Below are 15,317 nucleotides of genomic sequence, written 5' to 3' on the forward strand. Positions count from 1 at the left end.
GAGGAGCTATCTGATGAGACTGGATATGGTAGACAGACAACTGATCGACAGGTACCAGCGTGACCTGCCCGTCAGTGAACGCCCCTACGAGGACATGGCCCGGGAACTGGGCCTGACCGAAGAAGAGGTTATCGAAAGACTGTCTGCCCTGCAGGAACAGCAGGTGCTCAGCCGGGTTGGACCGGTGTTTGAGCACAGCCAGGCGGGCGCCAGCCTGCTGGCTGCCGTGGCGGCACCCGATGAACAGATAGATCTGGTGGCCGCCCGGATCAACCGTGCCCCGGGGGTAAACCACAACTATGCCCGGGAGCACACCTACAATCTCTGGTTCGTGATGACAGCACCCAATGACGACATTCTGGAAGAGCGTCTGGACGAACTGGAACACCATTTGAAGCTACCCATGCTAAGACTTCCAATGGTTGAGGGTTATCACATTGATCTTGGCTTCGATATCGACTGGGAGGCGCTGCCATGAACCTGCCCGCCACCCGCCAGGATCAGAACTACCTGTTTGACACCCAGTCCATCAGCGCCTGGGGTTTACTGCGGCTCCGGGAGCAACTCGAAAACGGCCTGCCACTGACCCCAAGGCCTTATCTGGCCCTGGCAGAGCGTACCGGCCTGACCGAACAACAGGTCATGCAAGCGGTCAGCCAATGGCAGCAGCAGGGGCTGATCAAACGCCTTGGCCTTGTGGTGAAACACCGCACCCTGGGGTACCGCGCCAATGCCATGGCCGTCTGGAATGTACCAGACGAACGGGTATCCGAACTGGGCAAAGCCCTGGCCGCCTCACCGATCGTTACCCTGTGCTATCAGCGCCCACGGCGCCTGCCAGACTGGCCCTACAACCTGTTCTGCATGATTCACGGCATTGACCGAAACCGTGTTCAGAGCCAGCTCGAACAGCTTGTTCTCGAGCACGGGCTGGAAGGCATCCCCCATGCCGTGCTGTTCAGCAACAAAGCCTACCTCCAGCGCGGAGGACGCTATGTCAGCGACCGCTGAGCAACGCAGCCGTATCGAAGCCCCGGATTTCACACCGGTCGAGCGGGCAATCATCAACCGCCTGCAAACAGGGCTGCCGTTAACCAGAACGCCCTATAAAGACGTGGCCGAGGAAATCGGCATGACCGAACAGGACTTGCTGGACCACCTCAAGGCTCTGCTCGCCAACGGCACCCTGACCCGCTTTGGCCCCATGTTCCACGCCGGCGAAATGGGGGGCGGCCTGACCCTCGCCGCCATGCGCATTCCCGAGCACGACTTTGAGCGAGTAGCGGAGCAGGTAAACCGCTTCGACGAAGTGGCCCACAACTACCGCCGGGAGCATCAGCTGAATATGTGGTTTGTACTGGCCACCGAAACTCCGGAAGCGATTGCCGACATCATCAGCCAGATTGAAGACCTCACCGGCTACCCGGTTTACAACATGCCCAAGGAGCAGGAATTCCATGTCCACCTCCACTTCCCGATCTGATCACCAACTCTGTGACCGGGATCGGGAACTGATCCTGGCCACCCAGGGCGGGCTGCCTCTGGTGCCCGACCCCTGGGCCGAACTCGGGCACCAGCTCGCTATGCCCGCCGACGAAGTGCTTGCCCGATTCCAGCGTATGCGGGAAACCGGAATTATTCGCCGGGTGGCAGCTGTGCCAGACCATTACAAACTCGGATACCGTTTCAACGGCATGACCGTATGGGATGTCCGCGACGAGGCCATCACTGAACTCGGTGAGAAAGTGGGCGAGTTGCCGTTTGTCAGCCACTGCTACCGGCGCCCCAGGCACCTGCCTTACTGGAGCTATAACCTGTTTGCCATGGTTCACGGCACCAGCCGGGATGAAGTGGAAAACAAGGCACAGCAGATTCGGGAACTACTCGGGGCAAGCGGTTCGAGCCACACCATTCTCTACAGCTCCGCCATCCTGAAAAAAACCGGATTGCGGCTGAGGAAATAGGGAGCAACACCATGTTTCGCATGACCCGCTACATCAAGAGTCTGATGAACCCGGCACCGGTGCGCACACTGCCCAAGCCCAGTGGCCCGGTGGTGATCTGGAACCTGATCCGCCGCTGTAACCTCACCTGCAAACACTGCTATTCGATCTCCGCAGACATCGACTTCAAGGGCGAACTCAGCACCCGGGAAGTCTACGCCGTGATGGACGACCTTAAAGCGTTTGGGGTACCCGTGCTGATTCTCTCTGGCGGTGAGCCCCTGATGCGCCCGGATATTTTCGACATCTCCCACCGCGCAAAGGACATGGGGTTCTATGTAGGCTTGTCCACCAACGGCACCCTGATTACGGAAGACAACATTGGCAAGATCAAAGACGTGGGTTTCGACTATGTGGGCATCAGCATCGATGGTCTGGAGGCCACCCACGACGAATTCCGCCAGAAAAAGGGTGCCTTCGGGGAATCCATGAACGCCGTGGCCCTGTGCAAGCAGGTTGGCATCAAGGTAGGCCTGCGCTTCACTCTGACCCAGGACAACTACCCGGAACTGCCGGCCATGCTGGAGATACTCGACGAGCACCAGATCGACAAATTCTACCTGTCGCACCTGAACTACTCCGGCCGCGGCGGCCGCAACAAGAAGCGCGACGCCTGGTACGACATGACCCGCGACGCCATGAACCTGCTGTTCAACCACTGCCACGACGAACTCAAGCGCGGCATTGAGCGGGAGTACGTCACCGGCAACAACGACGCCGACGGCCCCTTCCTGATCGAATGGGCCAAGGAACACTACCCGGACCAGGTGGCTGCCCTCACCCAGCGGCTGACCAACTGGGGTGGCAACTCCTCCGGCGTGAACATTTCCAACATCGACAACCTGGGCGTGGTACACCCGGACACCTTCTGGTGGGACCACAACCTGGGCAACGTGCGCCAGACCCCGTTCTCAAAGATCTGGTCTGAAACCACCGACCCGCTGATGCAGGGCTTCCGCCAGCACCCGCGCCCGTTGAAAGGCCGCTGCGCAGACTGCAAATACCTGAACATCTGCAACGGTAACACCCGGGTACGGGCCTATAACGTGTCCGGCGACTTCTGGGAGGAAGACCCCGGCTGCTACCTCACCAATGACGAAATTGGTGTGATTGGAGACCTGCCACGAAGAGTGGCCGCCCCGATTGTCGAAATCCCGGTTCACAACCTGTAAGGAACACGCCATGAACACACATCCACGGAAAAAATGCCTGGTGGAATTCCAGCTGGCGGAACAACCCTTGCGGGCGGGCGAAGTGGCCATTGTCGGCGCCGGCCCCGGTGATCCGGGACTGCTGACCCTGCGGGCCCTGATGCTGATCCAACAGGCAGATGCCATCGTTTACGACCGGCTGGTCTCACCCCAGATCATGGAACTGGTCAACCCCCGGGCCGAACGTATCCATGTGGGCAAGGCCAGTGGTTGCCACTACGTGCCCCAGGAAGAAACCAACGAATTGTTGGTGCAGTTGGCCATGAAGCAGCGCCGGGTAGTTCGCCTGAAAGGCGGCGACCCCTACATCTTTGGCCGCGGGGGCGAAGAGGCCGAGTTCCTGGTGGAAAACGACATAGACTTCCAGGTTGTGCCCGGCATTACCTCTGCCGCGGGTTGTGCCTCCTACTGTGGCATCCCCCTGACCCACCGGGACTATTCCCAAAGCGTGACTTTTGTCACCGGCCACCGCAAGGCCGACCAGAGCCTGGAGCTCAACTGGCAGGTACTGGCTGCGCCGGGCCAAACCCGGGTGTTCTACATGGGATTGCACAACGCCCCCACCATTGTCCGGGAACTGACCGCCCACGGACTGTCCGGGCAGTGCCCGGTGGCCCTGGTAGAACGGGGAACCACGCCGCTTCAGCACATGACCGTCACCAACCTGGACAACCTTGTGGAGACCATTGCCCGGGAAGACTTCCAACCACCCACGCTGATTATCGTAGGGGAAGTGGTACAGCTGGCGGAAAAACTGGCCCGCCCGGCACAAGCCGGCTGGAACAGCGCCCTGACCGGCCCGGCGGCAACCGCCGCCCGCCGGCCGGCCTGAACACGTCATTCTGAACAAACTGAACCGGGAGCAGTCGCTGGTGAACCTCAAGAAAACCCACACTCAACTCAGCAAGGCACTCTTGCTCGCCACTACCTTGGTGACTGGCATGGCGACGGCCAGCGATGCCGTAGACACAGACACCCTGTACCTGCAGCACTGCGCCGCCTGCCACGGCACCGACCGCCTCGGCGGCATGGGCCCGGCGCTGTTGCCGGATAATTTGTCCCGGCTCAGAAAAGCTGACGCCGAGAACGTCATTCGCAAAGGTCGGCCCGCCACCCAGATGATGGGCTATGAAACCGTCCTGAACGACCAGCAGATCACCGCTCTGACCGAGTTCATGTACCAGGCGCCGACACACCCGCTGAAATGGGGCGAAACCGAGATCCGAGCCAGCCGGGAGGTTGTCCACCCCGAAGGCGTCCTGCCCGACGACCCGGTATTCGAAGCCGACCTGATGAACCTGTTCCTGGTGGTAGAAATCGGCGACCACCACGTCACCCTGCTGGATGGCGACAGCATGGAACCGATTCACCGCTTCCCCAGCCGCTTCGCCCTGCACGGCGGCCCCAAATACAGCCCGGATGGCCGCTACGTGTACTTTGGTTCACGGGATGGTTGGATCACCAAATACGACATCTACAACCTGAAAGTGGTAGCGGAAGCCCGCGCCGGCATCAACATGCGCAACATCGCCGTCTCGGCTGACGGTAACTACCTGATGGCCGCCAACTACCTTCCTCACACCCTGGTACTGTTTGATGCCGTCAATCTGGACATGCTGGATCTCATCCCCGTCGACAACGACGCCGGTGAAACCTCCCGGGTCAGCGCCGTCTACACCGCGCCACCACGCAGCAGCTTCATCGCCGCCCTGAAAGACATTCCGGAAGCGTGGGAAATCACCGTTGAAAACCGCAAGGCCAAAGTCCGCCGGATGGCCACCGACACTCTGCTGGATGACTTCTTCTTCGACCCCGGCTACCAGCACCTCATTGGCGCCGCCCGCGACGGCAAGCACGGCGTAGTTATCGACCTGGACACTGGCAACACCACCGCCGAACTGCCACTACCGGGCATGCCCCACCTGGGCTCCGGCATCACCTGGGAACACGAAGGCCGCCGCGTAATGGCCACCCCCCACTTCCGGGCCGGCGCCATCTCCATCATCGACATGGACACCTGGGACGTGATCAAAACCCTGGACACCGAAGGCCCCGGCTTCTTCATGCGCAGCCATGAAAACTCCCGCTACGCCTGGGCCGACGTATTCTTCGGCCCCAACGCCGACAAGGTCCACATCATCGACAAACAAACCCTGGAAATCGTCAAAACCCTGCAACCGGAACCCGGCAAAGTCGCCGCCCACGTGGAATTCGACCGCCATGGTGAAAAGCTTCTGCTAAGCATCTGGGACGACGACGGCGCCATCATTGTTTACGACGCCGACACGCTGGAGGAAGAGAAGCGCATTCCCATGAAGAAGCCCTCCGGCAAGTACAACGTGTGGAACAAGATTAATTACGAGGAAGGCACCAGCCATTAATGGATAGTTTTTTGCGACAGTCTCAAAGCTCGAATGCACGCACGTAGGAAGATTGAGGGGAGGCCTCACAAAACTGTGCGGAGCCATGGATGGCGGAGCCCAAGCGTCACAAGGATGTGCCGAAGGAGCGTGTTTTGGGAGGCCTCCCCTCAATCTTCCGATGTTTGGGCCGGACTCCGGAGACGCACCACCTGTGGCTTGCTCCACATCTGACAGCTTATCGATTCAGTCAAATATCCTTAATGATTTAAGTCATTTTGGATGTTTGTTTTATGGTAGGATAATTGACCTACGCCAATGTCGCGAAGGTTAGATTATGAACAGCAGTTTCAGGCCATCCATGGCCTCAGCACCCTGCTTGCTGGGGGATGAAACCAACGAGATAATCCGCTACGACGCAGCCCCCGCGGAAGTGGCCTTGTTAAATGGCCTGAGCCATGCGTTCGGGATCTGCCTGAATGAAAAACAGGACACCCCCGAAGCCCTGTTCCTCAGCGACCTGGCCCGCCTGTTCCACCAGGAACGCATCGACGCCGAAACACCACTGGAAAAACACGACCGCCCCTGGGCCAACGTTTACCTCATCCAGTACGGCATCCTCCGACTGTTCAGGGAATCCCCGACCGGCAAGGTGGCCATCCACCACTTCTTCACCGAGGGTGACCTGATCTGGCCGGTGTTCGGGCGCAGCCGCACCGTGCGCAACACCCTGTGCCTGACCAGCGTACTGCCCGCCACCGTTTGGGTTGCCGATTTCGCGGCTTTCCGGTCAGCTATTCAGAGCCACGGCGACGGATTGTGGGCCAGATTTGCCCTGGTGCTCACTGAGGAAATGGCAGAGCTCACCAGCATGCGGGAATATCGCAAACACACTATGTCTGCCAAAGAGCGCTACGCGCTGCTGGTGGATGAGTACCCGGAGTTGATCAAGCGGGTGCCAGACAACCAGCTTGCCTCATGGCTTGGTGTTGTACCCGCCACTTTCTCCCGACTCAAAACCGCAGCGAAGTCTTGAACCGGCCAATTTGAGACATCACGCACAAAATCGCCCAATGACCGCCATGCCAAGGGCCTGAGACCCGTCAACGCGCAAATTATGCCATTCTGACGCGGCCCTTTGCTGATCAGGCCAATAAACCTCTCCGCCACATACGTAACATCCTGTTCCGTTCCGTAAACAAATACGAAAAGTCGTAACATGGGGTGTTGCACAATGAAGTTGCAGTCAAGTCGTCTGCCGGTTGCTTCGATGAAAGGAGTACTGGCAAGTTCCATTGCCATCATGCTGGCCGGGTGCCTGAGCACAGGAGGTGAAGCCACCTCTAACGATGCCACAGGCGCCGGCAACGGTTCCGAAGGTCAGGATGGGCGCGCGTTTTCCACAGTGAACGTGGCCTTCGACCCAGCCAACCAGGTTCTGCCGTTTCCCACCAACCTGCTGTTCGAGGCCGACGCTTCCGCTGCGAAAGACGGCACCATCAACGCGCCGGTATCCGACCCGGAAGCCTCCTCTGCCGCACTGGTTCAAGGACTGAACGAGCTGGATGGCTTCTCCACCATTGCTCCCTGGCGCGTCGCCTTTACCGGTGATGTGGATGCGGCCAGCTTGCAGGCAGGCAATACAGTTCGCGTGTTCCGGATGACCACGGCCGCCAACACCTACCCGGAGCGGGTTCAACCCACCGCCGTCGACCGTGAGCTGGCACCCGATACGGAGTACCGTGTGCAGTACAACGCGGAAGCCCGGGAGTTATTGATCATACCCACCCGCGCCCTGGACAAAGGCACCAGCTATACCGCCGTCATTACCAAAGGCGTGCTGGACCCTGACGGCGCGTTGGTTGGCAGCCCGTTGCAATGGTCCATCGCCAAGGGCACCAACCTGTTGGACCAGTGCGACAGCCCGGACCGTTCCGACCCAGCCCTGTTGCAGTGCACCACCAACCCGGCCATCGCACCGTTGGTGGAGGACAGCCGTTTCGGCCTGAGCCGGGATGATCTGTTGCTGGGCTGGGGTGTGACTACGCAGCAGCAGGATGACACCTTCCTTGAGCTGGCTAAGGCGATCAGGAACGACGAGTTTCCAGCCCCCATTGACGGTGACGTGAAGTGTGAAACCGCTATCTGCTTTTTGACCATCGGCTCGCTCCTCGGCCAGGATGTGGCCAAAGCGCCTGGCGACAAGGCCATTATCTACCCGGGCACCATCACGCTCCCGTCGTTTATCGAAACACCCGGGAATCCCGACATCTGGGGAGAGACTCCTTCAACAGACGAGGCCGTGCTGTCTGCAAAGTGGTCCTGTGCAGCCGGCAGCTGTAACAGCGATGAGGCCCGTGGTCTTGTGGCAGGCGGAAGCACACAATTGCCACAGGTTAAAGCCTGGCATACGGTTCCCGCGGTACTTGCCGTGCCCGACCCTGAGGCTTCCGGTGTACCGGACCGCCCCGAAAACGGCTATCCGCTGGTCATCTTCCAGCACGCAATTCAACAGGACCGGACTAACGCCCTGGCCATTGCCTCTGAGCTTGCCCAAAAGGGTTTTGCGGTGATTGCCATCGACATGCCCCTGCATGGCCTGGTGCGCAACCAGTTGCCGGCTGATGACAGCCGCCTGGCACTGCATGCGGCAAACCTGAACTCGCAGTTGGATGACTCAACACTGAGCGCCGCAAAAGACATCATTCCGCTCAAGGTGGAGCGCACCTATTACCTGGACCTGACAGGCGGAGAAGGCGACGGCCCGGATGGCATCATTGATGGCTCCGGCTCCCACTTCCTGAACCCGTCCCAGCCGCTTACCCAGCGCGACACCCTGCGTCAGGGCGCGATTGATCTGGTGACACTGACTCACTACATCCGCACCAAGAAGATGAGCCAGTGCGGCATGAGTGATGCCCTGTTCAAAGACTCCGGCTTGCTTAAGCGCTGTGTAGCCAGCAACTTTCGGCTGAACCTGTTCGAACACGTCAATTTCAACGAACTCCACTTCCTCGGCCATTCCGTAGGCAACATCGTTGCCGCACCGTTTCTGGCCCAGGACCCGGACATTCGCTCCGTTGCCATGTTGACCCCCACCGGCGGCATCATGGAAACCCTGGCTGCCTCTGACACCATCGGGCCACAGCTTGCTGCAGGCCTTGCAGAATCCGGCGTGTTTCCGGGCACAGAGGATTACTTCCGGTTCTTTGCCGTAGTGCAGGCCGCCATTGATTCGGTGGACCCGCTCAACCACGCCCAGGCCATCGCCAACCCGGCGGACGCCAACGGTAATCCCCAGGCCCGCCCGGTGTACCTGTCACAAGTGGTCGGTAACGATGGCAGTGATGCCAGCCCGTCTGATCTGGTATTACCGCCTTCCGTGGGCCAGAACGCACCGCTTGCCGGCAGCACCCCGCTGGCCAACGCCATGGGGCTTGAATTTGTCAGCCAGAGCAATCTGGACAACGGCATAGTTACCCCTTCAACCCGAGCCGACGGCACTACGCCGCAGGGCCTGCAAATTGCCGTGCCTTTCCGCTTCGGCGCCCACTCCTCGCCGCTGCGGCCAGACACCCTGGTAGACGACCCGCGCAGCGATGATCCCGACGCCACCGTGGCGCTGCCAAACGGCGAAGAGGTCCACTTTGAAATGCAGATGCAGGTGGCGGACTTCTTCAACACCCCGTCTGAACTCACCGTTATCGAAGAATTTATCGACGTTCGCCTCTGATCAGTTAACAGGACACGCATTATGTTTTCTGCAAACACTCCGCTGCGGGCCTTGTTGCCCGCAGCCATCATGGCTGCTTCATCGGCCGCACACGGCGCTGGTCTGGAACTGACCCAGCACGGCACCAAGGAAACAGGCCATGGCTTTGCCGGCACTGCGGCCCTGCTGGAAGACGCTTCGGTGGTTGCCCACAACCCGGCAGGCCTGCTGCGCTTGAGCGGCACCCAGACCAGTCTGGGCGTCAGCGCCATCTACGCTGACCTGAACTACAACGTGCGCGTGCAGCGGGAAAAAATCGAGCTGCCCTACGGCCTTGATCCAACACCGGTGAGTGGCCCGGGCAACGCCACCAGTAAGGAAGTGTCCATCGCGCCACACCTTTACCTCGCCCACAGGATCAGCGACGACGCCGCCGTCGGTGTTGGCATCTATGCTCCGTTTGCCTCGGGCAGTGACTTCCCCACAGGTTGGGCTGGCCGTTATCACTCAGAGGAAACCTCCCAGACTACAGTGAACATCAATCCGGTGTTCGCGTTCCGCGCTACCGACACGGTGACGGTTGGTTTTGGTGGTTTCATCCAGATGTACGACGCAAAACTCACCAACCAGATTGATACCGGTTATCTGGTAGCGGAAGCCCTGGTGGATCGGGTTCGGGAACAGGAAGGCGAAGCCGCGGCCCGCGCCACGGCGGAAGATGCCGTCGCCCGCATTGGCTCCCAGTTCGATATCGAGAACGACATTGAAATCGACAGCATGGCCTTCGGCCTGAGCTTCGGCCTGTTGTGGGAGATGAACGACCGGACACGCTTCGGCCTGAACTACCGCAGCCGCACGGAGCATGTCGCCACAGGGCAAGCCAAGCGCAAGGAAGTGTCTGATCCTGCGTTCCGGGAACGCCTGGTACAGACAGTTCAGGGCTTTGCCAACATCACCGAGGAAGATGCCCGGGATGCGGTAGCCTCGGCCTTTGATGAGCGCGGCGCTCTGGGTGGCGACCTGGAATCCACCATCACCCTACCCGATGTACTGACGCTGAGCGCCTTCCATCAGTGGACAGACCGCATAGCGGTGATGGGCAGCGTCACCTACACCAACTGGAGTGTGTATGACGAACTGCGTTTATCGTACGCAGACACCTCGGCCCGGGGTGGCTCAGACATTACCGAAAGCGGTGACGATGTGCGCCGGCGAGATCTGGTTCAGCCACTGGAATTTGAGGACAGTTACCGTTTCGGCGTTGGTGCCAGCTATGCATGGGATGACCGGTTAACCCTCCGGACCGGCGCCAGCTTTGACCAGAGCCCGCTGCGCAACTCGGATTTCCGCACCCCGCGGGGGCCGGATAACGACCGCTACATCGTCGGCCTGGGGGCCAGCTACCAATGGTGGGACAACCTGTCGGTTGATGTGGCCTATTCGTGGATTCAGATCAAGGAAGGTGACGTGACCGCTGTTGAGAACCCCGCTGGCAGCAACCATCGGGCTATCGGCACCAGTGAGGGCACGCTGCACAACCTGGCGGCCCAGTTGAACTACCGGTTCTGATCTCGCCGCAAAAAAACCGCCGGAAACAACAAGGGCAGAGGTCACCCCCTGCCCTTGTTCGCGTTTAACGAATCACAAATCCGTTAATCAGCCATGCAGCTTTACTGCCAGCTCCGCCACATGCTTGCCCTGATAGCGGGCAATGTTGAGTTCTTTTTCACTAGGCTGGCGTGAACCATTACCACCAGCAATGGTGGAGGCGCCATAGGGCGTGCCGCCATTGACTTCGGAGATATCGAAAAAGTCGGGAATGCCGTAACCAAGAGGCACGATCACCATGCCGTGGTGCGCCAGCGTGGTCCAGAAGGAGCTGATCGTGTGCTCCTGCCCGCCACCGGTGCCGGTTGAGGTAAACACACTCGCCACTTTTCCGTGCAACTTGCCTTCGGCCCACAAGCCGCCGGTCTGGTCCAGGAAGGTGCGCATCTGACCGGCCATATTACCGAACCGGGTCGGCGTGCCGAAAATGATGGCGTCATAATCCGCCAGCTCGGCCGGGGTGGCCACCGGGGCTGCCTGATCGGCCTTGCCGCCGGCGTTCAGGAACGCCTGGTCTGCCATGGTTTCCGGTACACGCTTGACCACTACATCGGCACCCTGAACGCCCTTGGCACCTTCGGCCACGGTGTTGGCCATGGTTTCGATATGACCGTACATGGAATAGTAAAGAACAAGAACTTTTGCCATCAGAACAATCCCCTTGGTTGTTTCAAACTTGGTGTAAGCATAACCGCCCGGCGCAAAAGACGAAAACGGAAGATTTCCGGCAGGTTATTCAGTTTTTCTGAACATGGTCACAGGATGTTCATGGCATTTGTTTGCGTACACTTGTACGCTGAGCTGCATTATACTTTCCGTTCGTACAGACAACCGCAGATGAATATCCCTATGAACCAGGCCCAGACCACGGCAGAATCCCTCCATAACCGCATTGAGGAGTGGATTAACAGCGCTACCCACAGCCTTGGCGCTGTTCTAAGCGTTATCGGCACTGTCGCCCTGATAGTGGGCGCCAGCCAGATGGGGGATGTCTGGAAGATTGTCAGCTTCAGCGTGTTCGGGGCCTCCCTGATTCTGCTGTATATGGCCTCTGCGCTTTACCACGGCACCCGCCATCCGAAGCTGAAAACCGCATTCAAAACCCTGGATCACTGCGCTATCTTTCTGTTAATCGCCGGCACCTACACACCTTTTTTGCTGGTCAATCTGCGCGGCGCCACCGGCTGGACTTTATTTGCAGTCATCTGGTCCCTGGCGCTGACCGGGGTGGTGCTGAAAGTAATCTTCAAGAACCGATTCAAGTTGGCCAGGGTGGGCATCTACGTGGCCATGGGCTGGCTGATCATCTTCGCCTCATCCGATCTGGTCGCCAACCTGAGCGAAACCGCCCTCTACCTGACCATCGCCGGGGGCATTGTCTATACCGCCGGCGTGGCGTTCTATCTGGCCGACCGCATTCCCTACATGCATGCCATCTGGCACCTGTTTGTTATCGGCGGCAGCGCCTGTCATTTCAGTGCCATCTATTTCGGTGTTCTACCTCATACAGTCTGAGTTGATCCGGCTGCGGTGGCGCCGTCTGTCAGAATGCCCAGACCAGTGCCATCAGAATTCCCCAGGCCAAAACAGATGCCGCCATGATCGTGTAAGTCGCCGACATGGTGACCACATCATTGTCGCCACGATGGCACAACGAGCGCACGCCCTGATAGACCAAGGCACAGGACAAGAACAATCCAGCCATCACCGCCACAACGCTGACCGCCAACACTGGCACCAGTAGTGCCAGTGAAGACAACCACAGAGGCAAAGGCGCTATGGCCGCCAACAGATAGGCATCCTGATACTCGATATCAAGCTTGTGGCCATGAAGAACCGACCGGATCAACCACCCCATCACGAAAAAGGTGAGCAACTCCGCCAAAAACAGAATCGTTGTAATAAAGCGCCACTCTTTATCAGCAAATCCGTTGATGAAGCTGTCGCCGTAATGGGTACCGGCGTAGTACAGCAACACCGGAGGCAAAAACGACATCGGAACAACAATTACCCACGCCAGAAAAGGCACAGACAGGTCCATTCGTTTCAAATCCTGCCAAACTCCGTTACCGGAGAATGGCAAACTCAGAAGCTGGGTTATGTTCATGGCACCCCTCATGTCCTGAACGATTTTAATAACAGTTAATACCCCAATCATCGCCGGGCATAGTCAGACTCATGACCTGGATCATCTTCCGGAAGTGCCAACCAGGGTTAAGCTACCGGCACAACCGTTCTCCAATGCCCATTAGACGCACACCGCATGAATGCTTCTCAAAGACACAAGCTGATGCATGCTTTCTGGCTTTGATTGCCGGTTATACCCTCGGCCCGCAACCCTGGAGAATACTCGCGCCGCTGTTTGGCCTCTGGCTGGCAGCCCGGTTCAGCTGGCTGCTATTGATGACATTTATGGGGGGCCGAATCATCGCGCCGGCGGTGGCTGGGCCCTGGCTTTTTCCGGTTTGGCTTATCAGTTACTGGTGCTATTCCAACGCAGTAAACACAAGGCAAACCACACCTGACAAGGCCTGGAAATGATTGGCTACCTCTACTGCACCAATTGCCCCCGGGCCTACCACCGATGAAGTACTACCACCCCAACTTTCTGTTTTTAATGAATTTATAGAAGACCCAAACATCATCAACAAAGGGGCAATTTTCGAAGCACTCGCACGGCAGATTTTCCCTGACATTTATCAAGAATGGTTCCACGCCTTCGTTTGCACAATAGGCGCATCGCCCGTAAACCACGACGACCGTGGCTCCGGCATGTTGTCACCAAGGAGCAAACACCATGGCAAAAACCAACGCAGACATTGAACACTGGGATGTCGAGAATGAGGAATTCTGGGAACGGGAAGGCAAGAAAGTTGCGTCCCGCAACCTGTGGATATCCATACCCAGCCTATTGATGGGCTTCGCCATCTGGCTGATGTGGGGCATGATTACCACCCAGATGGCCAACCTGGGCTTTTCATTCTCTACGGATCAGCTTTTCCAGTTAACGGCAGTGGCCGGCCTTGCAGGGGCTACCCTACGCATTCCCGCCTCGTTCATGATCAAGATCGCCGGCGGCCGTAACACCATCTTCCTGACCACCGCCCTGCTTATGATTCCGGCTTTCGGTACCGGTGTCGCCCTGATGAATCCGGACACTCCGTTCATCGTATTCCAGGCACTGGCACTGCTGTCCGGTATCGGTGGTGGTAACTTTGCCTGTTCCATGAGCAACATCAGCTCGTTCTACCCGAGGAGCAAGCAAGGTTATGGCCTGGGCATGAATGCCGGCCTGGGTAACTTCGGCGTAACCACCATGCAAATCCTGATTCCGCTGGTGATGACAGTTGGCGTCTTCGGTGCCCTCGCCGGCGGGCCGCTGGAACTTCAAAGCGCCAGCGGTACCCTGATCGGCCGGATTGAGGCAGGTACCGAAACCTGGATTCAGAACGCAGGCTTCATCTGGCTGGTCTTCCTGATCCCACTCGCCTTTGCCGGCTGGTTTGGCATGAACAACCTGAAAGTTGTCACTCCGAATCCAGGCTCCCCCATTTCCGCGTTCGGCAAGATTCTCGGGCTGTATGGCGTTGGTATCCTGGCGTCCATCGTTGGCGTCTGGGCGCTGTCGATCATGAGCATGTGGGTTGCCTTGCCCCTGACCATCGTTCTCACTGTGGTGCTTCTGCGCCTGATTCCGGGTGACATCAAGCCCAACATCAAAAACCAGTTCGCCATCTTCAGCAACAAGCACACCTGGTCCATGACGGTGCTGTATATCCTGACGTTCGGCTCATTCATCGGTTTCTCCGCCGCCTTGCCGCTGTCTATCAGCATTATTTTCGGCAACATGATGGAAGTGGCCGCCGACGGCACGGTTACCCGGGTAAGCAATCCCGACGGTCCGAGTGCTCTTACCTGGGCGTGGATGGGCCCCTTTGTTGGCGCCCTGATTCGCCCGGTTGGCGGCTGGATTTCTGACAAGATGGGCGGTTCCATTGTTACCCAGATCATCTCCATAATCATGGTGGTCGCGTCCGTTGCTACCGGCTATGTGATGATGCTGGCTTACAACTCAACGGATCCCAACGCTTACTTCCCACTGTTCCTGGGGCTGTTCATTCTACTGTTTGCCGCCTCCGGCATCGGTAACGGTTCGACCTTCCGCAGCATTGGCTTTATCTTCAATCAGCAGCAGAAGGGCCCGGTTCTGGGCTGGACCTCAGCAGTTGCCGCCTACGGTGCGTTCATCGCTCCGATTGTGATGGGTCAGCAAATCAAGGCCGGCACACCCGAGGTCGCCATGTACGGATTCGCCGTGTTCTATGCTGTATGCCTGGTGGTTAACTGGTGGTTCTACCTGCGCAAGAACGCCTACATCAAAAACCCGTAATTGCACCAACCAACGCGTTAGACCTCTGTTTGC

At 58.5% G+C, this 15,317-nt stretch carries 14 protein-coding genes; 12 read left to right on the top strand and 2 right to left on the bottom strand.

Features of this window, described 5'->3' with window-relative positions:
• Window positions 1–13 precede the first annotated feature (13 nt).
• From RVM24_RS12495 to RVM24_RS12540, 10 genes are all read left to right on the top strand, one after another.
• Complete coding sequence (locus tag RVM24_RS12495; RefSeq protein WP_431474102.1) at window positions 14–478, top strand: AsnC family transcriptional regulator; 465 nt, start codon at window positions 14–16, stop codon at window positions 476–478.
• The gene (gene ahbB / locus RVM24_RS12500; RefSeq protein ID WP_431474103.1) at window positions 475–1,011 is read left to right on the top strand and encodes a siroheme decarboxylase subunit beta; all 537 of its coding nucleotides are present in this window, start codon (window positions 475–477) and stop codon (window positions 1,009–1,011) included. The genes RVM24_RS12495 and ahbB (RVM24_RS12500) overlap by 4 nt, the downstream gene beginning before the upstream one ends.
• Window positions 995–1,483 (top strand): Lrp/AsnC family transcriptional regulator, encoded by a 489-nt coding sequence (locus tag RVM24_RS12505; RefSeq protein WP_431474104.1) that lies wholly within the window; start codon window positions 995–997, stop codon window positions 1,481–1,483. Before ahbB (RVM24_RS12500) ends, RVM24_RS12505 begins: the two co-directional genes overlap by 17 nt.
• On the top strand, window positions 1,458–1,964 hold the full coding sequence (gene ahbB / locus RVM24_RS12510) for a siroheme decarboxylase subunit beta (protein ID WP_431474105.1): 507 nt from the start codon (window positions 1,458–1,460) through the stop codon (window positions 1,962–1,964). The genes RVM24_RS12505 and ahbB (RVM24_RS12510) overlap by 26 nt, the downstream gene beginning before the upstream one ends.
• Before the next feature lie 11 nt (window positions 1,965–1,975).
• The gene (gene nirJ, locus RVM24_RS12515; RefSeq protein ID WP_431474106.1) at window positions 1,976–3,175 is read left to right on the top strand and encodes a heme d1 biosynthesis radical SAM protein NirJ; all 1,200 of its coding nucleotides are present in this window, start codon (window positions 1,976–1,978) and stop codon (window positions 3,173–3,175) included.
• A gap of 10 nt (window positions 3,176–3,185) precedes the next feature.
• Entirely contained in the window at window positions 3,186–4,046 is an 861-nt protein-coding gene (gene cobA, locus RVM24_RS12520) for a uroporphyrinogen-III C-methyltransferase (protein WP_431474107.1), read from the top strand.
• Between the two features lie 109 nt (window positions 4,047–4,155).
• Entirely contained in the window at window positions 4,156–5,595 is a 1,440-nt protein-coding gene (locus tag RVM24_RS12525; protein ID WP_431475405.1) for a cytochrome D1 domain-containing protein, read from the top strand.
• A gap of 316 nt (window positions 5,596–5,911) precedes the next feature.
• A complete protein-coding gene (locus RVM24_RS12530) occupies window positions 5,912–6,610 on the top strand; it encodes a Crp/Fnr family transcriptional regulator (protein WP_431474108.1) in 699 nt (232 codons plus the stop codon).
• Window positions 6,611–6,808: 198 nt separating this feature from the next.
• Window positions 6,809–9,307, top strand: coding sequence for a hypothetical protein (locus tag RVM24_RS12535; protein WP_431474109.1), 2,499 nt, complete (start codon window positions 6,809–6,811; stop codon window positions 9,305–9,307).
• A gap of 21 nt (window positions 9,308–9,328) precedes the next feature.
• Window positions 9,329–10,855, top strand: a complete 1,527-nt coding sequence (locus RVM24_RS12540) for an OmpP1/FadL family transporter (protein WP_431474110.1) — start codon at window positions 9,329–9,331, stop codon at window positions 10,853–10,855.
• A gap of 87 nt (window positions 10,856–10,942) precedes the next feature.
• Here the strand turns inward: RVM24_RS12540 and wrbA are convergent, their stop codons facing one another.
• Complete coding sequence (gene wrbA, locus RVM24_RS12545; RefSeq protein WP_431474111.1) at window positions 10,943–11,542, bottom strand: NAD(P)H:quinone oxidoreductase; 600 nt, start codon at window positions 11,540–11,542, stop codon at window positions 10,943–10,945.
• Between the two features lie 189 nt (window positions 11,543–11,731).
• Between wrbA and trhA the strand changes: the two genes are divergently transcribed.
• Complete coding sequence (gene trhA, locus RVM24_RS12550) at window positions 11,732–12,409, top strand: PAQR family membrane homeostasis protein TrhA (protein ID WP_431474112.1); 678 nt, start codon at window positions 11,732–11,734, stop codon at window positions 12,407–12,409.
• A 28-nt stretch (window positions 12,410–12,437) separates the two neighbouring features.
• Here trhA and RVM24_RS12555 read toward each other — a convergent pair whose 3' ends face one another.
• Window positions 12,438–13,001: a YIP1 family protein gene (locus tag RVM24_RS12555; RefSeq protein ID WP_431474113.1), complete on the bottom strand. Its 564-nt coding sequence runs from the start codon at window positions 12,999–13,001 to the stop codon at window positions 12,438–12,440.
• 690 nt (window positions 13,002–13,691) lie between these two features.
• Between RVM24_RS12555 and RVM24_RS12560 the strand changes: the two genes are divergently transcribed.
• Window positions 13,692–15,284 (top strand): antiporter, encoded by a 1,593-nt coding sequence (locus RVM24_RS12560; protein WP_431474114.1) that lies wholly within the window; start codon window positions 13,692–13,694, stop codon window positions 15,282–15,284.
• Window positions 15,285–15,317: the final 33 nt, after the last annotated feature.

It is taken from the genome of Marinobacter sp. KM021 (assembly GCF_050707965.1).
Classification (GTDB): domain Bacteria; phylum Pseudomonadota; class Gammaproteobacteria; order Pseudomonadales; family Oleiphilaceae; genus Marinobacter; species Marinobacter shengliensis.

Bases quoted from the DNA above. Each gene is read 5' to 3' on its own strand.
- RVM24_RS12535 (WP_431474109.1), top strand. From the start codon at position 6,809: ATGAAGTTGCAGTCAAGTCGTCTGCCGGTTGCTTCGATGAAAGGAGTA.
- RVM24_RS12495 (WP_431474102.1), top strand. From the start codon at position 14: ATGAGACTGGATATGGTAGACAGACAACTGATCGACAGGTACCAGCGT.
- RVM24_RS12505 (WP_431474104.1), top strand. From the start codon at position 995: ATGTCAGCGACCGCTGAGCAACGCAGCCGTATCGAAGCCCCGGATTTC.
- RVM24_RS12530 (WP_431474108.1), top strand. From the start codon at position 5,912: ATGAACAGCAGTTTCAGGCCATCCATGGCCTCAGCACCCTGCTTGCTG.
- RVM24_RS12560 (WP_431474114.1), top strand. From the start codon at position 13,692: ATGGCAAAAACCAACGCAGACATTGAACACTGGGATGTCGAGAATGAG.
- RVM24_RS12525 (WP_431475405.1), top strand. From the start codon at position 4,156: ATGGCGACGGCCAGCGATGCCGTAGACACAGACACCCTGTACCTGCAG.
- RVM24_RS12540 (WP_431474110.1), top strand. From the start codon at position 9,329: ATGTTTTCTGCAAACACTCCGCTGCGGGCCTTGTTGCCCGCAGCCATC.
- trhA (WP_431474112.1), top strand. From the start codon at position 11,732: ATGAATATCCCTATGAACCAGGCCCAGACCACGGCAGAATCCCTCCAT.
- cobA (WP_431474107.1), top strand. From the start codon at position 3,186: ATGAACACACATCCACGGAAAAAATGCCTGGTGGAATTCCAGCTGGCG.
- wrbA (WP_431474111.1), bottom strand. From the start codon at position 11,542: ATGGCAAAAGTTCTTGTTCTTTACTATTCCATGTACGGTCATATCGAA.
- RVM24_RS12555 (WP_431474113.1), bottom strand. From the start codon at position 13,001: ATGAACATAACCCAGCTTCTGAGTTTGCCATTCTCCGGTAACGGAGTT.
- nirJ (WP_431474106.1), top strand. From the start codon at position 1,976: ATGTTTCGCATGACCCGCTACATCAAGAGTCTGATGAACCCGGCACCG.
- ahbB (WP_431474103.1), top strand. From the start codon at position 475: ATGAACCTGCCCGCCACCCGCCAGGATCAGAACTACCTGTTTGACACC.
- ahbB (WP_431474105.1), top strand. From the start codon at position 1,458: ATGTCCACCTCCACTTCCCGATCTGATCACCAACTCTGTGACCGGGAT.